Origin of the sequence: Allobosea sp. NPDC003192, assembly GCF_050275675.1 — a bacterium.
GTDB lineage: Bacteria > Pseudomonadota > Alphaproteobacteria > Rhizobiales > Beijerinckiaceae > Allobosea.
The window spans coordinates 451,305-471,392 of record NZ_JBNNPK010000001.1 but is presented as its reverse complement, the minus strand read 5'-3'; the positions used below and the strand labels follow the sequence as shown (position 1 = coordinate 471,392).

Below are 20,088 nucleotides of genomic sequence, written 5' to 3'. Positions count from 1 at the left end.
AGGAATCGTGCATGGACGCTCGGGTCGAGAAGTTGCCCGCGGGCTGGCGCAGCGAGCGCGGGGACGCTTCGCTCGCCGACGTCCATCGCTCGATCGCGGTGCGTGGCTCCGGACCGGGCTGGCGGCGCGCGGCGGCCTTTGTCGGACCGGGCTATCTCGTCGCCGTCGGCTATATGGATCCTGGCAACTGGGCGACCTCGATCGCCGGCGGCTCCAAGTTCGGCTACACGCTGCTCGTCGTCGCCCTGGTCTCGAACATCATGGCGATCGTGCTGCAGTCGCTCTGTGCGCGGCTCGCCATCGCTTCGGGGCGCGATCTCGCCCAGGCCTGCCGCGACGCCTTCCCGAAGCCCGTCGCCTATGTGCTCTGGTTCCTCGCCGAGACCGCGATCATCGCCACCGACATCGCCGAGGTGATCGGCACCGCGATCGGCCTCAACCTGATCTTCGGCATCCCGCTCGAGATCGGCGTCGTCATCACGGCGCTCGACGTCTTCCTGATCCTCTATCTGCAGCGGCTCGGTTTCCGCTGGGTCGAGGCGCTGATCATCACGCTGCTCGGCGTGATCGCGATCTGCTTTTCGATCCAGATCGCGCTGGCCGACCCGAACTGGGGGCAGGTGATCCGGGGCTTCGCGCCGACCACGGAGATCGTCAGCAATCCCGAGATGCTCTATCTGGCACTGGGTATCCTCGGCGCGACGGTGATGCCGCATAATCTCTATCTGCATTCTGGCATCGTGCAGACGCGCGCCTATGGCGAAACCCTGCCCGAGAAGCGCCAGGCCCTGAAATACGCCACGATCGATTCGACGGTCGCGCTGATGTTCGCGCTGCTGATCAACGCCTCGATCCTGATCCTGGCGGCTGCGACCTTCTACAAGACCGGCCAGACCGAGGTGGCCGAGCTCGGCGACGCGCACAAGCTGCTGGGCCCGCTGCTGGGCGTGGCGATCGCACCGACCCTGTTCGGCATCGCGCTGCTCTGCTGTGGCATCAATTCGACGGTGACGGCGACGCTCGCCGGCCAGATCGTGATGGAAGGATTCCTGAAGATCAGGCTGCCGCCCTGGCTGCGCCGATTGATCACCCGGGCGATCGCGATCGTGCCGGCCGCGGCCGTGACGATCTGGTTTGGCGATGCCGGTACGGCGCGGCTCCTGATCCTGACCCAGGTCGTGCTGTCGCTGCAGCTCTCCTTCGCCGTCTTCCCGCTGGTGATGTTCACCGCCGACAAGGCCAAGATGGGGGAACTCGTCGCGCCGCGCTGGCTGTCCGCTTTCGCCTACCTGATCGCGATCACGATCGCGGCCCTGAACATCAAGCTGCTGGTCGACTTCTTCGGCGGAGCGGGCTGAGGAAGCCCTCACGATCCTACCGCGTGGCGCGTTTGGCGCGAAAGCGGGCGACCTTGTCGCGGTTGCCGCACAGGCTCATCGTGCACCAGCGGCGCGTATTGTTGCGGCCGCGATCGTAGAAGACGAGCGTGCAGTGATCGGCGGCGCAGCGCTTCAGCCGCGCCGGCTCGGCCTCGCAGACGAAACGGGCGAAATCGAGCGCGACAAGAGCGGCCGGACCGGCGGCGGCGCGATCGAGCGCCAGCCCAAGCGTTGGTCCGTAGTTCCCGCATTGCAGGACATGATGCCCGTTGAGGCTGGCCAGCCGGTGGTTCACGGATGCCAGAACCGTGTCTGGCAGCGGCTGCCCGCCCTCTAGCAGGTCGAAGACGGCTCGCAGCTCTGCGCGGAAGGCGCGCAGCTCGGTCGTCGCTTCATGTCCACTGTCGGCGGAATCACCGAGCCCGGCCGCTCTCAGCCAGGCAAGCGCGCGCTCGGGACCATCGATCAGCTCCTGAGGACCGGTTTCGCCTGCTGGCGTGGTGTTCAGCAGGTCGAGCCAGGTCGCGCCGCCGACGAAGGGAAAGCCGTCGCGGAACTCCCCGGAGGTCTCGGTCGCAGCTGTCATTTCGTACCTCGCGAACACGCCAATTCGTAACCCTTCATTTATCGGTTGACAGGTTTCAAATCAAGTGACACCGTCAAAACACAGAAACAAAGGTTACGATCTTTGCAATGATCCGCACCCTCCGCCGTCTTGCCGCCCTCACACTCGCCACAGGAGTTCTCGCCATGACACCGGTTGCCGCTGCCGAGTCCGTTCCGACCCATTTCCGTACCGCCAAGATCGCCGGCACCGAGGTCTTCTATCGCGAGGCCGGAGCGCCGGACGCGCCGGCGCTGCTGCTGCTGCACGGCTTCCCGTCCTCCTCGCACATGTTCCGCGACCTGATTCCGCGCCTCTCCGGGCAGTACCGGGTGATCGCGCCGGATTATCCCGGCTTCGGCCATAGCGGCGCGCCGTCGCCGGCCGAGTTCGACTATCGCTTCGACCGTCTTGCCGATGTGGTGGAGGAGCTGGTCGATCGGCTCGGGCTGAAGAGCTATGTGCTTTATCTGCAGGACTATGGCGGACCGGTCGGCTTTCGCCTGGCACTGCGCCGGCCCGAGCGCGTGCGCGGGCTGATCGTGCAGAACGCCGTCGCCAATGCCGAGGGCTGGAACCCGGAGATCACGGCATCGATGGGGCCGTTCTGGCGCGAGCGCAACGCCGAGACCGAGAAGCCCTTCGCCGATTTGCTGAAGCCGGAGACGACGCGCTTCCAATACACCCATGGCGCAACGCGGGCCGAACGGCTCTCGCCCGATGCCTGGACGATGGATCAGGCCGGGCTGGACCGGCCGGGCAATCGCGAGATTCAGCTGCGGCTGCTGCACGACTATCAGAGCAACTTCGCCGCTTATCCGGCCTGGCAGCGCTATCTCGCCGAGCGCCAGCCGCCGATGCTGATCGTGTGGGGGAAGAGCGATCCGTTCTTCACGCTCAAGGGCGTCGACTATCTGAAGCAGCAGGTTCCGGGCGCCGAGGTGCACCTGTTCGACGCCGGCCATTTCGCGCTGGAGACGCATGCCGGCGAGATCGCCGAACGCATCCGGGCGTTCATGGCGCGATTGCCTGCGCGGTAGTCCGGGTACTGGGCTCCGGCATGAGCAGAAGCAGCAGCGCCAATGCGATGCCAGCGGCGATGCCGAGCGTGATGAAGGCCGCGCCGTAGCCGTAGCCGACGACGATTGCGCCGGCGACAGAGGTGCTCAGGGCGCCGCCGATGCCTTGCGCAGTCGCGATGGCGCCCTGGGCGACATTGAAATGGCCGGTGCCCGCTGTGAGGTCGGAGATAATCAAGGGGAACAGCGTCCCGAAAATGCCGGCGCCGACGCCGTCCAGCAACTGGACGCCGACCAGCCAGTACGGATTGTCGGATAACGGATAGAGCAGGCCACGCAGACATAGGACCGCCAGTGCGATGGCAAAGATCGGCTTGCGGCCCCAGCGATCGGCGGTCGCGCCCACGATCAGCGCGACCGGAACCATCACCAGTTGCGCTGCAACGATACAGGCCGACATCAGCGTCGTGCCGAGATCGGGATTGGCCAGCGCCAGCTTCTGCCCGACCAGCGGCAGCATTGCCGCATTGGCGAAATGGAACAGCGTGGTGGAGCAGGCGAAGATCAGAAGCGGCGGATTGGCGAGCAGCACGCGGAATCCCGAGGGGCGGGCAGCGAGGCCGTTATCCGGGACGTCGTGGAGGCCACGCGCGATATCGTGGTCGATCAGCTCTGCGGGAACGCTCAGCGTGGCGGCGATGCTGGCGAGCGCCATCGCCGCCATCAGCCAGAAGACGGCGACTGGTCCAAGCCAATAGGCGAGGGCGCCGGCAAGAAGGGCTGCGGTGGCGTTGCCCGCATGATTGAAGGCTTCATTGCGTCCGATCCGTCTGGCGAAGGCTTTCGGCCCGACGATGCCAAGCGTGATGGCGGCTATCGCCGGAGGAAATACCGCGCCGGCGACGCCCGAGACAGCCTGCAGGATCGCGACCGGCATCAGGCTGGGAAAGATCGGTATGGCCAGCGAGGCCACCGTGATCGCAATCGCCGCAGCTATCAGCATGGCGCGCTTGGCGCGCACCGCATCGATCAGCGCTCCCGCAGGCGTCTGCGCGACGATCCCAGCGACGCCGGCCGCCGAGAGCGTGAAGCCGATTGAAGCTTCGTCCCAGTGCTGCACCGTGAGCAGATAGATCGCGAGATAGGGGCCGAGGCCGTCGCGGACATCTGCGAGGAAGAAGTTCAGCGTGTCGAGCGGCACGCGGGCCGAAGCCGGGCGATCTTGATCCATATCGGTCTCCCGGGCGAGCAGGCTGCGCGAGACAACCGGCGAGGCTGCGCAGGGTTCCGTAAGTCCGCATTGCGAAAAACCCGGTAGCGCAGGGCGCTACCGGGCGATGAAACCTGACATGCTGATTGGTCTCAGCGGCCCGGTGTCCAGGCCTGGTAGTCGCCGGTCGCGGCCGGGGTCTTGTTCTCGCCCAGCGTCGAGCCGGGCGGGCGATAGGCCAGCGCCGTGCCGGTATAGTTCGGCTGATGCGGCTTCTGCCACTCGCGAGCGACGTATTTCTCCTCGGAGGGGGCGACGTCGACGGTGTGATGCAGCCAGCCATTCCATCCGGCCGGGATCGTCGAGGCTTCGATCGGGCCGTTATAGACGACCCAGCGGCGCTGGACGCCGAGCGCCTTGTCCTTCTTGCCGCCCTTGGTGCGGTAGTAGACGTTGCCGAACTCGTCCTCGCCGACCTTCTCGCCGAAGCGCCAGGTGTGGAACCTTGTGCCGATGGTCTGGCCGTTCCACCAGGTGAAGATCTGGAGCAGGGTCTTGGTCATCGCTTCGCGTCCGCGCAGGCCTGCAGGCCGTCGCGCGACTTATGAAGAGGCTGGCGCGTGATGTCCAGTGCGGCCGGGCGCTGCGGGCATCGGTCGCTACGGCGCCGTGGCCACGATCTTGCGCAGCATCGCGATGAAGTCGCGGGTGCGCGTGCCGATGCCGCTGCGCCGGGTCTCTGCGGTCTGGACCATGACGAGGCGCTTGTCCGGAACGATCGCGAGCAATTGCCCGCCATAGCCGGAGGCGAGCGCCGCTCCCCTGCCGAAGCCGCCTTCCGGCAGGGTCCACCACATATAGGCGTAGCCACGTGTCGGCCGGTCGGTCGCTGCGTGAGGAGCAGTCGATTCGCGCACCCACGCTGCGGGAACGAGCTGTCGGCCGTTCCAGCTGCCACCATTGGTGTAGAGCACGCCGAACCGGGCGAGATCGCGTGCGCTCAGCCGGAACGGATAGGCCGGGTGTATCGAGACCGGCGACAGTGCATATCGGCCATCCCGGGCAGAGAAGTCCTCCATGCCGATGGGCGCAGCGATGCGGCGGGCGAAGCTCTCGAAGATGTCGTCGCCGGTGCGCTGGCGGTAGATCGTGCCGAGGGTGTTGAAATCCCAGTTGTTGTAGAACCAGAAGCTGCCCGGCGGGTGGCTGCCGCGAGCCGGCCGCTTCTCCTTGATGTCTGGCGTCTCATGCGCCGCCGGCAGATAGATGCCGGAGCGCGCCGTCAGCAGGTCGCGGACGGTGGCGCCCTTTTCCTGCCCGGTCAGCCCTGGCGGCTTTTCGTCGATGTCGAGCTCGGCGAGCGTGGCGTCGAGCCTGATCCGTCCGTCGGCGACGGCGCTGCCGTAGAGCGCGCTCAGCAGGCTCTTGCGCACCGAGGCGACGCCGACCTTGCGCGCGGGATCGCCGAAGGAGGCGAGAATGGCGCCGTTCTGCACCAGCAGCAGGGCCGTGGGCCTGCGCAACTCCGCATAATCTTGCAGTGGCTGAAGCGCGGTCGCGGACCAGCCGGTCGAGGCCGGATCGATGCTCCGCCAATGCCGGCCGGGCTCGGCCCGTAGCGGCAGGGCCCAGAGGCAGAGCGCGATGATGGCGAGCAGGCGATTCATCGGTCAGGCCTCCGGCTTGCAGGCGCATCAGGCCGGGCAATCCCGGCGACTCTGCGGTGCGAGGCCAAAGTTCTAGCGCAGCAGCGAGCGCGCGGTTGGAATGAGGCAAGCGATGTCGGGCGCGCGGCCGGTCCCGGGCACGATCCCGCGCAAGGCCGCTTCGAGAGCCGGTATCGCCTGCGGGACCGCAGGCCTGATCAGCGTGACCGCGACGCATTCGCCCTCGCGCACGGGCAGGCGCGCGAAGCCATTCTCGCTGCGGTCGCTGATCAGGCTGGCCAGGACCTCGCCGCCAGTGGAGCGCACCGCATCGGCGATCGCCTCGGCGGCGATCGCGACTGCGTCCTCGGCCGCATCAGGCCTGAGATGGTGGATGGCGACGAGATAGGGGTGGCCGTCATCGAGATCGGCGGTTCCCGGCGGCAGCCGCTCAAGCCCGTTCGTCTTGAAGCCGAAGCCGGGCGCTGCCGGTTTCAGCATCAGCACGTCGTGCCATTCCAGCATGGTCTCGTTGGCGGCGGGGCCATGTTCAGCCCAGACCGGGCCGCCATAGAAGGCGGGGAGGGCGCGGGTTCGCGCCACCTGATCGGCAAAGCCGCGGAACCAGACGAACTGGTCGGGCGCCGCGGGATCGCGGAACTGGCAGAGCACGCTCATCCCAACCGCTTCCTGCGTCTCGACCAGATGAGTGTCAAAGACCGCGATCAGGGCCTCGCGCGCGCCGGGCTTCAAGGTGTAGCGGCGCAGTTCGAAGACGGTGTCGGTCATGGCGGCTCTCCAGCTGCCCTTGCAGCTAGGCGAGAAGGCGGACCAATCGCGTCAGCAGCGACATCGCAGCCCTCGCCACGATTCGGTCATGATTCGAGCCGGTCCGAATCCGCTCTCCAGATCGCTCCAGCCGGCCAAGCATCGCGCGGATTCAAGCACTTGTGGCTGCTGCCGCAGAGAGCGCTTCCGCTGGTAGGCTTTGCTGGGTCCGATTGACGTTTCGTTAACCATGGTGCGGCGGATTTTAGTGGTTTCGCACCGGCAAGGATCGTTGCAAGCTCGCAACGGCGCGACGATTCCGCATGTGATTCCTTGGGCTTAGCGGGTGCCTTGAAACTTATCCCCGCGATCCACATCTTCCTACAAGATGTCGTATCCACACCTATCGATGCGCACTAATCCTTGACGGCGCGACCCAATCGGGACTAAATTTTGACGGTCGCGTGACGGCTGGCGGAGACGCCTTTTTCGACCCGCGAAACGAGTTCCCAGACGGGTCAAGGCGATCACCGCGGCGCGCCAGAGATGGCGACGGCGAACGGCGACGTGCGTGCTCCGGCTGGCCGCATCAGGAAACCGATGACGGGGCACACCGTCGCGGGATCCAGGGGCATCAAACCGAGTTGGACTGACATCAGGAGCCGGTGATCAACCGGCCGCGCGGGGCGTCTGCTACGCCCGCGGCAAGCATTGGGGACGAAGCTTATGCGCATCGAGCGCCGCCATACCACCGCCGGCCAGTCGCCCTATTCGGCGATCCCGTTCCGCTCGGCGGTGAGCGAGATCCGCAATCCCGATGGTTCGATCGTCTTCCGCCTCGAGGGCATCGAGGTGCCCGAGGCCTGGTCGCAGGTCGCGAGTGACGTGCTCGCGCAGAAGTATTTCCGCAAGGCCGGCGTCCCGGCCGTGCTCAAGAAGGTCGAGGAGAACGACGTCCCGTCCTTCCTCTGGCGTTCGGTCCCTGACGAGGCTGCCCTCGCCAAGCTGCCGGAAGCCGAGCGCTACGGCTCCGAGATTTCGTCCAAGCAGGTTTTCGACCGGCTCGCCGGCTGCTGGACCTATTGGGGCTGGAAGGGCGGCTATTTCTCCTCGGAGGAGGATGCCCACGCCTTCCATGACGAGCTGCGCTTCATGCTGGCCTCGCAGATGGTCGCGCCGAACTCGCCGCAATGGTTCAACACCGGCCTGCACTGGGCCTATGGCATCGACGGGCCGAGCCAGGGCCATTTCTACGTCGACTTCAAGACCGGCAAGCTGGTGAAGTCGAAGTCGAGCTATGAGCACCCGCAGCCGCATGCCTGCTTCATCCAGGGCGTGCAGGACGACCTCGTCAACGAGGGCGGCATCATGGACCTCTGGGTGCGCGAGGCGCGCCTGTTCAAATATGGCTCCGGCACCGGCTCGAACTTCTCGATGCTGCGCGGCGAGGGCGAGAAGCTCGCCGGCGGCGGCCGCTCCTCGGGCCTGATGTCCTTCCTCAAGATCGGTGACCGCGCTGCCGGCGCGATCAAGTCGGGCGGCACCACCCGCCGCGCGGCCAAGATGGTGGTGGTCGACGCCGACCATCCCGATATCGAGGCCTATATCGACTGGAAGGTGAAGGAGGAGCAGAAGGTCGCGGCCCTGGTCGCCGGCTCCAAGACCGTCCAGAAGGCGATGAAGGCGGTGATGAAGGCCTGCGTGAACTGCGAGGCCGCCGACGATGCCTGCTTCGACCCCGAGAAGAACCCGGCGCTGAAGCGCGAGATCAAGCTCGCCCGCAAGGCGATGGTGCCTGACAACTACATCAAGCGCGTCATCCAGTTTGCCAAGCAGGGCTACACCGAAATCCAGTTCGACACCTACGACACCGACTGGGATTCGGAGGCCTATCTCACCGTCTCCGGCCAGAACTCGAACAACTCGGTCTCGTTGACCGACGATTTCCTGCGTGCGGTCGAGAATGACGGCGACTGGAACCTGATCGGCCGTACCACCGGCAAGGTCACCAAGACCCTGAAGGCGCGCGACCTCTGGGAGAAGATCGGCTACGCCGCCTGGGCCTCGGCCGATCCCGGCCTGCACTTCAACACCACGATGAACGACTGGCACACCAGCCCGGCCTCGGGACGCATCCGCGCCTCGAACCCGTGCTCGGAGTACATGTTCCTCGACGACACCGCCTGCAACCTGGCTTCAGCCAACCTGCTGCAGTTCTACGATCGCCAGACCAAGGCCTTCGACGTCGCCGGTTACGAGCATCTCTGCCGGCTCTGGACCATCGTGCTTGAGATCTCGGTGACGATGGCGCAGTTCCCGAGCCGCGAGATCGCCGAGCTCTCCTATGAGTACCGCACGCTCGGCCTCGGCTACGCCAATATCGGCGGCCTGCTGATGACCATGGGCCTCGGCTACGACTCGGACGAGGGCAGGGCGCTCGCCGGCGGACTGACCGCGATCATGACCGGCGTCGCCTATGCGACCTCGGCCGAGATGGCGGGCGAGCTCGGCCCGTTCCCGGGCTACAAGAAGAACGCGCCGCACATGCTGCGCGTCATTCGCAACCACCGCGTCGCGGCGCATGGCCAGGCCTCGGGCTATGAAGGCCTGCAGGTCACGCCGGTGCCGCTCGACCATGCCACACTGGAGCGCCTCGGCGGCTCCTCGGCGACGGTGTCGGAGCGGGCCAAGGCGAGCTGGGACGAGGCGCTGGCGCTCGGCGAGAAGCACGGCTACCGCAACGCCCAGTCGACCGTGATCGCGCCGACCGGCACGATCGGCCTGGTCATGGACTGCGACACCACCGGCATCGAGCCCGACTTCGCGCTGGTGAAATTCAAGAAGCTCGCCGGCGGCGGCTACTTCAAGATCATCAACGGTGCGGTTCCGGATGCCCTGCGCGCGCTCGGCTATCGCGAGGCCGATATCGCCGAGATCGAGGCCTATGCGGTCGGACATGGCTCGATGAAGCAGGCGCCAGGCATCAACCCCGGCTCGCTGCGGGCCAAGGGCTTCAGCGATGAGAAGATCGAGGCGGTCGAGAAGGGGCTGAAGAGCGCCTTCGACATCAAGTTCGTCTTCAACAAGTGGACGCTGGGCGAGGACTTCCTCACCGGCACGCTGGGCGTCCCGGCCGAGAAGCTGAACGACATGTCGTTCGAGCTCTTGCCCTTCCTCGGCTTCAGCAAGGCCGAGATCGAGGCCGCCAATGTCCATGTTTGCGGAGCGATGACGCTGGAAGGCGCGCCGCACCTGAAGAAGGAGCACTACAACGTCTTCGACTGCGCCAATCCCTGCGGGCGCATCGGCAAGCGCTATCTCTCGGTCGAGAGCCATATCCGCATGATGGCGGCGGCGCAGCCCTTCATCTCGGGCGCGATCTCCAAGACCATCAACATGCCGAACGACGCCACCGTCGAGGACTGCAAGAGCGCCTATCTGCTCTCCTGGAAGCTGGCGCTGAAGGCGAACGCCCTCTACCGCGACGGCTCGAAGCTGTCGCAGCCGCTGAACTCGGCCCTGATCGCCGACGAGGACGACGACGCCGAGGACGCGATCGAGGCGCTGCACCAGCAGCCGCTGGCGGCGCGCGCCACCCAGATCGCCGAGAAGATCGTCGAGCGCGTGGTGGAGCGGGTCGAGCGCGTCCGCGAGCGTGAGAAGATGCCGGCGCGTCGCACCGGCTATATCCAGAAGGCGGTGGTCGGCGGCCACAAGGTCTATGTCCACACCGGCGAATATGCCGATGGCCGCCTCGGCGAGATCTTCATCGACATGCACAAGGAAGGCGCGGCCTTCCGGGCGATGATGAACAACTTCGCCATCGCGGTCTCGCTCGGCCTGCAATATGGCGTGCCGCTGGAGGAGTATGTCGAGGCCTTTACCTTCACCCGCTTCGAGCCCTCGGGCTTCGTGCAGGGCAACCAGTCGATCAAGAACGCGACCTCGATCCTCGACTACGTCTTCCGGGAACTCGCGATCTCCTATCTCGGCCGGCACGACCTCGCCCATGTCGATCCCAGCGAGATCGGCCATGACGTGATGGGCAGCGGCGTCGAGCAGGGCAAGGCGCCGGATGCGGCCGGGCCGATCACCTCGACCCCGCTGGCCTCCTCGGGCTTCCGCCGCGGCAAGCCGATCAACCTGCTCGCCATCCAGGGCGGGGCGGCGGCCAATGACGCGGTCGCCCGCTCGGCGAGCAACGTCACCGGCCTTGCCACCGCCGGCGCGACCGCGCTGAAGGAGGAGCCGGAGGCTTATGGCGAGGAGGAGATGAGCAAGCTCGGCTTCGCCGCGCCGGCCGCCCAGCCGACCGCCTCCGAGCGCCGGGCCGAGGCGATCATGAAGGGCTATGTCGGGGACTCGTGCGGCGAGTGCGGCAACTTCACGCTAGTGCGGAATGGCACCTGCCTGAAGTGCAACACCTGCGGCTCGACGACCGGGTGCAGCTGATTATTCCATCCGTTCCTGAATTGAAAATCGAGGCATAGCGTTGCCGCGATTGCAGGAAAAGTTCCGCAAATCGAGAGGCGCCCGGGTCAAACCGGGCGCTTTCTTTTATTGCCCGACCTTCATGTCACGACGCGCGAGGCCGGCCTTGGCCCTCAGCCGACGCTCGGAATGTCGGCTTTGCGGCAGGTCAACCGAGGGACCGTATACATCGCTTGTCTCGATGCCGGCGACTTCCGTTCACCGACAAGATGTCGAGGCGCCGCCAGACAGGGCGAGCCGATTTGCAAGCTTGGCATGCGTTTCGAGGCCAGCTGCCGTCTGCAAAGGCGATGAATGAAATTGCATACAAATTGGGCATAAACTGTTCAATTGTATGCAATTGCCGATGCGGCGAGCTGCTTGGGCGAGAGTTGGCGCTCGTCATCGCGTGCTTTGACCCGGCACGGTAACTGCATTGTCTCCCTTGAGATCAGGCGTTCGGAGCCCTCGAAGGGTTCTGGCAATCCGGGAGAGCACAATGGCTATCACGCGTCGCGCGGCTATCGCTGGAGGTTTGGCAGCTCCCTTCGTCATGAGCCAGGGCGCGCGGGCGCAAGCCCCGAGCCGCAGCGAGACATTGCTGCTCGTGCAGGAATATGGGCCCAACAGCCTGGACATGCAGGGCATCGGCTCTTCGCAGCCCGTCAATGGCGTCGCGCTGAACTGTTATGACCGCCTGCTGCGCTTCAAGCCGGTGCCGATCCCGGGCGGCGGCGGCAACCAGGTCTCGATGGGCGAGCTCGAAGGCGAGTTGGCCCAGAGCTGGCAGCTCGCGTCCGATGGCATGAGCTGTACCTTCAAGCTGCGCGACGCGAAATTCCATTCCGGCCGCCCGGTGACCGCGAAGGATGTGAAGTGGTCGCTCGACCGGGCCTGCACGATCGGCGGCTTCGCGACCACCCAGATGAATGCCGGCTCGCTGGAGAAGCCCGAGCAGTTCGTCGTCGTCGACGACAAGACCTTCCGCGTCGATTTCGTCCGCAAGGACAAGATGACGCTGCCCAACCTCGCCGTGACGATCCCCTTCGTCTTCGACTCCGAGCTCGCCATAAAGAACGGCGGCGGTGACCCGCACGCCAAGGAGTATCTCAAGAACAACATCGCCGGCTCGGGCGCCTACAAGGTCGAGAGCTGGAAGCCGGGTGTCGAGACGATCTATGTCCGCAATGACGCCTGGGCTTGCGGGAAGCTGCCGCAGCTGCGGCGCATCATCGCGCGCGATATCGCCTCGCCCGCGACGCGACGGGCCCTTATGGAGCGCGGCGACGCCGACGTGTCGTACGGGCTGCCGCCCAAGGATTTCAAGGACCTGCTCGACGCCGGCAAGGTCAATGTCGTCGGCGTGCCGATCCCCAATGGTGTCTGGGGCTGCTATCTCAACACGCAGGTCGGCCCGTTCAAGGATGTGCGGCTGCGGCAGGCGGTTGCCTGGGTGATGCCATACGAGAAGATTCTGCAGGCTTCGCTGTTCGGGCGTGGTGTCGACATGTCGGGCGGCACAACGCCCAAGGTCGCCTGGCCGCAGCCCTTCCCCTACAAGACCGACGTTGCCAAGGCCAAAGCGCTGGTCGACGCCGCGGGCGGCCCGTTCGCGACCACGCTGTATTTCGACGCCGGCAACGCCACCGTTGCCGAGCCAATGGCTGTGCTGATCAAGGAAGCGCTGGCTGCGATCGGGATCACCGTCGAGATCAACAAGGTCCCGGGTGCGAACTTCCGTACCGAGATCGCCAAGAAGACCAACCCGATGGTGCTGAACCGCTTCGCCGGGTGGCTCGACTATCCCGACTACTACCTGTTCTGGACGATGCACGGCAACAATTCGATCTTCAATATCGCAGCCTACCAGAATCCGGCGCTGGACAAGCTGGTCGATGCTGCCCGCTTCGCTTCCGACAAGGCCGCCTACGACGCCAATGTCGTCGACTTCATCAAGCTGGTGAACGCCGAGGTGCCGATGGTGCCGATCAACCAACCGACGCATGACGTCGCGCTGCAGAAGTCGATCGGCGGTTACCAGTTCCAGCCCTGCCGCGAGCCGGACTTCCGCTACCTGACCAAAGCGTGAGGACGCACGAAACAGGCCGTCAGCCCGGGCTCGTGCCTGCAGCGCGCTTCGGACTGACGGCAGCAGCGGAGGCTCCATCATGCTTGGCCTGATCATCGCCCGGCTGAAGACGACGATTCCGTCGATCCTCGGCGTCATCATCGTCACCTTCCTGCTGACACGGGTGCTGCCCGGCGACACGGCAGCCTATTTCGCCGGGCCGGCAGCGACGCCGCAGGCCATCGCCGAGATCCGCGGCAAGCTCGGGCTCGACCAGCCCTTGCCGGTCCAGTTCGTTTCCTATGTGACGGCACTGGTGAAGGGTGACCTCGGCCAGTCGTTGACGACGGGGCAGCCAGTGACGGCCGATCTCGCCCAGCGCCTGCCTGCCTCCGCCGAACTGACGCTGTTCGGCCTTTTGATCTCGATGGGGATCGCGTTGCCGCTCGGCGTGCTCGCGGCAGTCAGGCAAGGTTCCTGGATCGACCATCTCTGCCGCATCGTCGCGACGGCTGGCGTCTCGCTGCCGGTCTTCTTCACCGGCTTGCTGCTGGTCTACGTCTTCTACTTCATCCTCGGCTGGGCGCCGGCGCCACTGGGCCGGCTCGACGCCTTTGCCTCCGAGCCGCCCCGCGTCACCGGCTTCCTGCTGATCGACAGCGTGGTCGCGCGCGATCCTGAAACCTTCCGCGCCGCACTCTCCCAGATCACGCTGCCGGCGCTGACCCTGGCGATCTTCTCGCTGGCGCCGATCACGCGCATGACCCGCGCCTCGATGCTCGCCGTGCTCGGCGCCGATTTCGTCCGCACCGCGCGCGCCAGCGGCCTGTCCTCGCGGGCGGTGATCGGCACCTACGCCTTCCGGAACGCCATGCTGCCGGTCGTGACCACGCTCGGCATGGTCTTCTCCTTCCTGCTCGGCGCCAATGTTCTCGTCGAGAAGGTCTTCGCCTGGCCGGGCGTCGGCTCTTATGCCGTCGAGGCTCTGATCGCCTCGGACTACGCGCCGATCCAGGGCTTCGTCCTCACCATGGCGATCCTCTACGTCGCCCTCAACCTCGCGATCGACATCCTCTACGGCGTGATCGACCCCCGCGTCCGGCTGGAGGCCTGAGCCGATGAACGACATGAGCCAGGTCGAGCCGCCGCCGCTGCGCTTCGAGGCACCGCCCTCGACTTCGCTGCTGGCTCATGCCCGGCACATCGTCTCCGAGAACCCGGTGACAGGCCTCGCCTTCGGCCTGTTCGCGCTGATCCTGTTCGCCGCGATCTTCGGGCCGCTGGTCGTGCCTTATGATCCGCTCGCCTCCAACACCAGCTCCGCGCTCAAGCCGCCGAGCGCGGCCCACTGGTTCGGCACCGACCAGCTCGGCCGCGATATCTTCAGCCGGGTAATCGCCGCGACGCGGCTCGACTTCACCATCGCCGTCGCCTCGGTGGCTCTCGTCTTCCTGCTCGGCGGGCTCGCCGGCGTCGCCGCCGGCTTCTTCGGCGGCTGGGTCGACACGATCATCGGGCGCATCGCCGACACGATCATGGCCTTCCCGCTGTTCGTGCTCGCCATGGGCATCGTCGCGGCGCTCGGCAATTCGGTGACAAACATCGTGATCGCCACCGCGATTATCAATTTCCCGCTCTATGCCCGGGTGGCGCGTGCCGAGGCGAATGTCCGGCGCGAGGCCGGCTTCGTCCAGGCGGCGCGGCTCTCGGGCAATTCGGAATGGCGGCTGCTGCTGACCCAGATCGTGCCGAACATCATGCCGATCATGGCGGTGCAGATGTCGCTGACCATGGGCTACGCCATCCTCAATGCCGCCGGCCTGTCCTTCATCGGCCTCGGTGTCCGCCCGCCGACGCCGGAATGGGGGATCATGGTCGCGGAAGGAGCGAGCTTCATCGTCTCGGGCGAATGGTGGATCGCGTTCTTTCCGGGCCTGGCGCTGATGACGGCGGTGTTCTGTTTCAACCTGCTCGGCGACGGCGTTCGCGACCTCGTCGACCCGCAGCGGAGGAACTGAGCGATGGCAGCCAGTCCACTCCTCGAAGTCAGGAACCTCACCGTCGAGTTCGCGACCCGCCGCGGCAAGGTCCAGGCGGTGAAGTCGATCGACATCAGCGTCGGCAAGGGCGAGACGGTCGCGATCGTCGGCGAATCCGGCTCGGGCAAGTCCGTCACCTCCTATGCGGTGGTGCGCATCCTCGACCGCGCCGGCCGCGTCGCCGAAGGCTCGATCGGCTTCTCGGGCATCGATCTCGTCGGCGCGAGCGAAGCGCAGATGCGCGACCTGCGCGGCCGCGAGATCTCGATGATCTTCCAGAACCCGCGCGCCGCGCTGAATCCGATCCGCAAGGTCGGCAAGCAGATCGAGGACGTGCTGCTCCAGCACGTCCAGGCGACGCGGGCGACGGCGCGCGAGAAGGCCATCGCGGCGCTGGAGAAGGTGCGGATCGCGCGTCCGCAGGAGCGCTATGACGCCTATCCGTTCGAGCTCTCGGGCGGCATGTGCCAGCGCATCGTGATCGCGCTGGCGCTCGCCTGCCAGCCGCAGTTGCTGATCGCCGACGAGCCGACGACCGGCCTCGACGTCACCACGCAGAAGGCGGTGATGGACCTCATCGTCGAGCTGACCCGCGAGCGCGGCATGTCGACGATCCTGATCACCCACGATCTCGGCCTTGCTGCCGCCTATTGCGACAAGGTCGTGGTGATGGAAAAGGGCCGCGTCGTTGAGACCGCGGCCGCGGCCGAGATTTTCCGCAATCCGCAGCACCCCTATACGCGCCGACTGATGAAGGCGACGCCACGCGTCGGGATGCAGCTGCGTGACCTCTTGCCGGAAGCTCCGGCCGAAGCAATGACTGCCTCCCGGACCAGCATTCCAAACCTGGATCAGGGCGGCGCTCCGCTGCTGATCGTCGAGAACTTGGTCAAGGAGTATCCGCGCCCGGCGGCTGGTTCGCTCCTTGCGAAGCTGACCGGCAAGGCCGAGCCGGAAAAGCCCGCTTTCCGGGCCGTCGACGGTATCGGCTTTTCGGTCCGGCGTGGCGAGACGCTCGGCCTTGTTGGTGAATCCGGCTGCGGCAAGTCGACGACCTCGATGATGGTCAACCGGCTGCTCGACCCGACGTCGGGCCGCATCGTCTTCGACGGGCAGGATATCGGGTCGATCCCGGCCAGGCAGTTCGCGCTGACGCCGCTGCGCCGGCGTATCCAGATGGTGTTCCAGGACCCGACCGACAGCCTGAATCCGCGCTTCACCGCCGAGCGCGCCATCCTCGATCCCGTTCTGCGCATGGGCACGTTCCGTGGCCGCGACGCCTTGCGCGCCCGCTGCGAGGAGCTCGCCACGCTGGTCGGGCTGCCGACCGAGCTGATCGACCGCTTCCCGCATCAGCTTTCGGGCGGGCAGAAGGCGCGCGTCGGCATCGCACGCGCCATCGCGCTCGATCCCGATCTGGTCATCCTCGACGAGCCGACGGCGGCGCTCGACGTCTCCGTGCAGGCAGTGGTGCTGAACCTGCTCGAGGAGCTGAAGCAGCGCCTTCGCATGAGCTACATCTTCGTCTCGCACGACCTCAACGTCGTGCGCCTGCTCTGCGACCGCGTGATCGTGATGCGCAGCGGCCAGATCGTCGAGGAGGGCACTGCAGAGGCGGTGTTGGGCGCGCCGCAGGCGGACTATACCAAGGAATTGCTGACCGCGATCCCGCATCCGCCGCTGTGAGCGAGAGCATGGCCGACGCAAGAAGACGATGACTGGATGAGGAAACCCCGATGAAGATCAACGACCCGGCCGTGCTGGCCGAAGTCGAGGCGGCCTTCGCCGAATATGAGCGCGCGCTGACGACCAATGACGTCGCGACGCTCGATCGACTGTTCAAGGACAGCCCGGCCACGCTGCGCTACGGCGTCGCCGAAAATCTCTATGGACATGCCGAGATCGCCGCCTTCCGCTCGGCGCGCTCCCCGGTCGGCCTGGAACGCGCATTGGAACGCACCGTCATCACCAGCTATGGCGAGGCGATGGCCACGGCCAACACGCTGTTCCGCCGAGCTTCGATGGTCGGAAAGGTTGGCCGCCAGAGCCAGACCTGGGTTAAGTTTCCGGAAGGTTGGCGGGTGGTCGCCGCCCATGTCAGCGTGATCGCTGAATGAGCCCGGCCTGCCGCCGCCCCGCGTCATGACGCTGCGGCTTCCGCCTGCTAAGAACGGCGAGGCGAATCCGCCGCTCCGGACGGAACCGATGCCGCGCCAAGCCACTCTTTCCGACAAGTCGAAGCCGACGGCACAGCCGCGGACCAGGACGGAGACGCTGCGGGCCAGGCTCGCCGACGAAATCGTCTCGGGCGCGCTGGAGCCGGGCACGCCGCTCGACGAGCAGGAACTCGCCGCCCGTTTCGGCGTCTCGCGCACGCCGGTTCGCGAAGCGATCCGTCAGCTTTCAGCCTCCGGGCTGGTCCGCGTCCGCCCGCATCGCGGCGCCCTTGTCGCCCTGCCGACGCCACGCGAGCTCAACGACATGTTCGAGGTGATGGCCGAACTCGAGGCGCTCTGCGCCGGTCTCGCCGCGCGCAGCATGACCGCGGTGGAACGGCGGGCTCTCGAGACGCTGCACGAGGATCTGCGGGTGCTGGTGCACAAGGGCGATCCCGCCCGTTATCACGAAAAGAACGAGACATTCCACGCCGCGATCTATGCCGGCTCGCACAACAGCTATCTCGCCGAGCTGACCCTGATGACTCGGGCCCGCGTCGCGCCCTTCCGCCGCGCCCAGTTCCGCGCTGCCGGCAGGCTCGGCGGCTCCTATTGCGAGCACGACCTGATCGTGCAGGCGATTCTGCGTGGCGATCAGGGCGGGGCGGCGGCAGCGATGCGCGCCCATATCGGCATCGTGCGCGACGCGTTCCGGAGCTATGCGGAGGCGGCCAATAGCTAGGCCGTGCTCGCCTGAGCCGTGACGAAGGCGCGCCAGCCGCCGAAATCGCTGACGTCGCGGGCGCCGTCCGTTGCGATCGCCTCGCAGAGGAAGCCCTTGACGCGCGTGCCGTCGGCGAGCGCGAGCGTGCCGATGCCGAGCGGCGCCGGGATGCCGGCGATGAAGCCGCCAAAGCCCACGATGGGCAGCGACCAGACCTCGAGCGCGATCGCGGAGCCTTCGCCCGGGGACACGCGGAGTAGCCCGGGCCGGGCCGGAGGCCCGCCGGGCAGAGCGAAGAGGCGATAGTCCGAGGTCGTCGTTGTCGCACGCAGAAAACTGCCGCCCAGCGCCGTCAATTCGCCGTTGAGCGGCATGCCAGAGAGATGGGCACCGACGACAGCGATCTCGACCATGTCAGGCCCGGGGCTCGCGGGCAGCTCCGTCAGGGCCGGATGCGGCACGCCGGTCGCGCCGAGCGGCAATGCGGCTGCGGCGTGAAACGAGGCACCGATCGAGGCCAGCGCCCCGTCGTGGCCTCTGGGCGCGATGAAGGTGACGCCGCGCGCCGTTCCGTCGGCAGCGAGGCTGGCCGGGGCGGCGAGAGCGCAGAGATCGAGCAGGTTCACGAAATTGGTGTAGCGGCCGAGCATGGAATTGGCGCCGATCGGATCGGCCGCCATCTCGGCGAGTGTCACCGGCCGCGGCGCCGTCGGCACCATCAGCGCGTCGAGGCCCTTCAGCGCTGAGCGAGCGGCGACCGAAAGCTCGGCGAGGCGATAGCGGGCAGCGAAGGTGGCGGCGGCGTCGGGCAAGGGCTTGCCCGCGATGACCGCGCGGATCACCGGCAGGATCGCATCGGGCTGGCGCTCATGCAGATCGCGGATCGCGAGCCAGCGTTCGGCGACCCAAGGGCCATCGTAGAGAAGCTGCGCCGTCTGGTAGAACGGCGCCATGTCGATCGGCACGATCTCGGCGCCGAGGCCTTGCGCCCGGGCGCGAGCCTGCTTGAAACTTGCGCGTGCCCCTTCATCCCCGGCGAAGTCGATTTCCTGCTCGCTCGGTACTCCGAGCCGCAGACGCGGCGGGCAGGCGCCGAGCCGCCCCATCGGAACGGGCCGGGAGAACGGGTCGTCCGCATCCGGGCCGGCCATGGCCTGCAGGACGAGCCAGGCGTCCGCGACCGTCAGTGCGAATACGGAAACGCAATCGAGCGTGCGGCAGGCCGGTACGACGCCGGCGGTCGGAACGAGACCGGGGCTGGGCTTGAGGCCGACGAGATTCTGCAAGCCGGCCGGGACGCGGCCCGAGCCGGCGGTGTCGGTGCCGAGCGCGACCGGGACGATGCCGGCGGCGACTGCGCTCGCCGACCCCGAGCTCGAGCCGCCGGGAACGAGATCGGTACGCAAGGCGTTGCGAGGCGTCCCATAGGGCGAGCGCGTGCCGTTGAGGCCGGTCGCGAACTGGTCGAGATTGGTCTTGCCGATGATGATCGCGCCGGCCGCCTTCAAACGTGCGACAGCGCTGGCGTCATGGCCAGGTGTATAGGCAAAAGCCGGGCAAGCGGCGGTCGTCGGCAGGCCGGCAACGTCGATATTGTCCTTCACGGCGACCGGAATGCCCCAGAGCGCCCGCCCCTGCGGGCCCTCTGCCTGCAGGCGCTCAGCCTCCGCCAGTGCGTCCGCCTCGGGCTTCAGGCTGATGAACAGCGCCTCGTCGCCATGAGCGCGCAGGCGGGCATAGCTTGTCGCGATCGTCTCGGCGAGCCTGCGGCTGCCATCGTGATGGCTTGCGAGAATGCTGGTCAGTGTCGGCACGAGGTCATGTCCACTTTCTGGTTGAGCCTATGAACTAGGCAGTCTTCAAGCCATTGCATGCAAAGATTATGCACCTTGCCGGGTGGAAGCTCGCAAGCGCGCTCGTCGCATTGTCTGCCGCGGCCCTCCAGACAGAGACACAGCAGCAAAAGCGGCCTGTTTTGTCGGTGATCTCTGAGCCATTGCCGCCC

Annotated in this window: 15 protein-coding genes; 9 read left to right on the top strand and 6 right to left on the bottom strand. The window is 66.5% G+C overall.

Going from position 1 to position 20,088, the window contains the following annotated elements; translation table 11 throughout:
• The first annotated feature begins 11 nt into the window (after window positions 1–11).
• Entirely contained in the window at window positions 12–1,358 is a 1,347-nt protein-coding gene (locus ACQKLX_RS02220) for an Nramp family divalent metal transporter (RefSeq protein WP_427359069.1), read from the top strand.
• 16 nt (window positions 1,359–1,374) lie between these two features.
• Here the strand turns inward: ACQKLX_RS02220 and ACQKLX_RS02215 are convergent, their stop codons facing one another.
• Window positions 1,375–1,965 carry a CGNR zinc finger domain-containing protein gene (locus ACQKLX_RS02215; protein WP_427359067.1) on the bottom strand — a complete coding sequence of 197 codons (591 nt, stop codon included), beginning with the start codon at window positions 1,963–1,965 and terminating at the stop codon, window positions 1,375–1,377.
• 164 nt (window positions 1,966–2,129) lie between these two features.
• Here ACQKLX_RS02215 and ACQKLX_RS02210 point away from each other — a divergent pair, with 164 nt between their 5' ends.
• Entirely contained in the window at window positions 2,130–3,023 is an 894-nt protein-coding gene (locus ACQKLX_RS02210; RefSeq protein ID WP_427359065.1) for an alpha/beta fold hydrolase, read from the top strand.
• Here the strand turns inward: ACQKLX_RS02210 and ACQKLX_RS02205 are convergent.
• The 4 genes from ACQKLX_RS02205 to ACQKLX_RS02190 form a co-directional block, all read right to left on the bottom strand.
• A complete protein-coding gene (locus tag ACQKLX_RS02205) occupies window positions 2,998–4,233 on the bottom strand; it encodes an MFS transporter (protein ID WP_427359063.1) in 1,236 nt (411 codons plus the stop codon). The two genes, ACQKLX_RS02210 and ACQKLX_RS02205, sit on opposite strands and share 26 nt — an antisense overlap.
• Window positions 4,234–4,364: 131 nt before the next feature.
• Complete coding sequence (locus tag ACQKLX_RS02200) at window positions 4,365–4,775, bottom strand: NADH:ubiquinone oxidoreductase subunit NDUFA12 (RefSeq protein ID WP_427359061.1); 411 nt, start codon at window positions 4,773–4,775, stop codon at window positions 4,365–4,367.
• 96 nt (window positions 4,776–4,871) lie between these two features.
• On the bottom strand, window positions 4,872–5,879 hold the full coding sequence (locus ACQKLX_RS02195) for a serine hydrolase domain-containing protein (protein WP_427359059.1): 1,008 nt from the start codon (window positions 5,877–5,879) through the stop codon (window positions 4,872–4,874).
• A 72-nt stretch (window positions 5,880–5,951) separates the two neighbouring features.
• Window positions 5,952–6,647, bottom strand: a complete 696-nt coding sequence (locus ACQKLX_RS02190) for an NIPSNAP family protein (protein ID WP_427359058.1) — start codon at window positions 6,645–6,647, stop codon at window positions 5,952–5,954.
• A gap of 705 nt (window positions 6,648–7,352) precedes the next feature.
• On the opposite strand from ACQKLX_RS02190, the gene ACQKLX_RS02185 reads away from it, so the two are divergent.
• The 7 genes from ACQKLX_RS02185 (at window position 7,353) to ACQKLX_RS02155 (ending at window position 18,101) form a co-directional block, all read left to right on the top strand.
• Entirely contained in the window at window positions 7,353–11,078 is a 3,726-nt protein-coding gene (locus ACQKLX_RS02185; RefSeq protein ID WP_427359057.1) for a vitamin B12-dependent ribonucleotide reductase, read from the top strand.
• A gap of 517 nt (window positions 11,079–11,595) precedes the next feature.
• The gene (locus tag ACQKLX_RS02180) at window positions 11,596–13,185 is read left to right on the top strand and encodes an ABC transporter substrate-binding protein (protein WP_427359055.1); all 1,590 of its coding nucleotides are present in this window, start codon (window positions 11,596–11,598) and stop codon (window positions 13,183–13,185) included.
• Window positions 13,186–13,264: 79 nt separating this feature from the next.
• Window positions 13,265–14,278, top strand: coding sequence for an ABC transporter permease (locus ACQKLX_RS02175; protein WP_427359053.1), 1,014 nt, complete (start codon window positions 13,265–13,267; stop codon window positions 14,276–14,278).
• Window positions 14,279–14,291: 13 nt separating this feature from the next.
• On the top strand, window positions 14,292–15,182 hold the full coding sequence (locus tag ACQKLX_RS02170; protein WP_427359284.1) for an ABC transporter permease: 891 nt from the start codon (window positions 14,292–14,294) through the stop codon (window positions 15,180–15,182).
• A gap of 3 nt (window positions 15,183–15,185) precedes the next feature.
• Window positions 15,186–16,889 (top strand): dipeptide ABC transporter ATP-binding protein, encoded by a 1,704-nt coding sequence (locus tag ACQKLX_RS02165; protein WP_427359052.1) that lies wholly within the window; start codon window positions 15,186–15,188, stop codon window positions 16,887–16,889.
• Window positions 16,890–16,939: 50 nt separating this feature from the next.
• Window positions 16,940–17,320 carry an oxalurate catabolism protein HpxZ gene (hpxZ, locus tag ACQKLX_RS02160; protein WP_427359050.1) on the top strand — a complete coding sequence of 127 codons (381 nt, stop codon included), beginning with the start codon at window positions 16,940–16,942 and terminating at the stop codon, window positions 17,318–17,320.
• A gap of 88 nt (window positions 17,321–17,408) precedes the next feature.
• Window positions 17,409–18,101, top strand: a complete 693-nt coding sequence (locus ACQKLX_RS02155; RefSeq protein WP_427359048.1) for a GntR family transcriptional regulator — start codon at window positions 17,409–17,411, stop codon at window positions 18,099–18,101.
• Here ACQKLX_RS02155 and atzF read toward each other — a convergent pair.
• Window positions 18,098–19,897: an allophanate hydrolase gene (gene atzF, locus ACQKLX_RS02150; RefSeq protein ID WP_427359047.1), complete on the bottom strand. Its 1,800-nt coding sequence runs from the start codon at window positions 19,895–19,897 to the stop codon at window positions 18,098–18,100. The genes ACQKLX_RS02155 and atzF overlap by 4 nt on opposite strands.
• Between the last annotated feature and the right edge of the window lie 191 nt (window positions 19,898–20,088).

Bases quoted from the DNA above. Each gene is read 5' to 3' on its own strand.
- ACQKLX_RS02190 (WP_427359058.1), bottom strand. From the start codon at position 6,647: ATGACCGACACCGTCTTCGAACTGCGCCGCTACACCTTGAAGCCCGGC.
- ACQKLX_RS02215 (WP_427359067.1), bottom strand. From the start codon at position 1,965: ATGACAGCTGCGACCGAGACCTCCGGGGAGTTCCGCGACGGCTTTCCC.
- ACQKLX_RS02165 (WP_427359052.1), top strand. From the start codon at position 15,186: ATGGCAGCCAGTCCACTCCTCGAAGTCAGGAACCTCACCGTCGAGTTC.
- hpxZ (WP_427359050.1), top strand. From the start codon at position 16,940: ATGAAGATCAACGACCCGGCCGTGCTGGCCGAAGTCGAGGCGGCCTTC.
- ACQKLX_RS02155 (WP_427359048.1), top strand. From the start codon at position 17,409: ATGCCGCGCCAAGCCACTCTTTCCGACAAGTCGAAGCCGACGGCACAG.
- ACQKLX_RS02220 (WP_427359069.1), top strand. From the start codon at position 12: ATGGACGCTCGGGTCGAGAAGTTGCCCGCGGGCTGGCGCAGCGAGCGC.
- ACQKLX_RS02185 (WP_427359057.1), top strand. From the start codon at position 7,353: ATGCGCATCGAGCGCCGCCATACCACCGCCGGCCAGTCGCCCTATTCG.
- ACQKLX_RS02175 (WP_427359053.1), top strand. From the start codon at position 13,265: ATGCTTGGCCTGATCATCGCCCGGCTGAAGACGACGATTCCGTCGATC.
- ACQKLX_RS02195 (WP_427359059.1), bottom strand. From the start codon at position 5,879: ATGAATCGCCTGCTCGCCATCATCGCGCTCTGCCTCTGGGCCCTGCCG.
- ACQKLX_RS02210 (WP_427359065.1), top strand. From the start codon at position 2,130: ATGACACCGGTTGCCGCTGCCGAGTCCGTTCCGACCCATTTCCGTACC.
- ACQKLX_RS02200 (WP_427359061.1), bottom strand. From the start codon at position 4,775: ATGACCAAGACCCTGCTCCAGATCTTCACCTGGTGGAACGGCCAGACC.
- ACQKLX_RS02180 (WP_427359055.1), top strand. From the start codon at position 11,596: ATGGCTATCACGCGTCGCGCGGCTATCGCTGGAGGTTTGGCAGCTCCC.
- ACQKLX_RS02170 (WP_427359284.1), top strand. From the start codon at position 14,292: ATGAGCCAGGTCGAGCCGCCGCCGCTGCGCTTCGAGGCACCGCCCTCG.
- ACQKLX_RS02205 (WP_427359063.1), bottom strand. From the start codon at position 4,233: ATGGATCAAGATCGCCCGGCTTCGGCCCGCGTGCCGCTCGACACGCTG.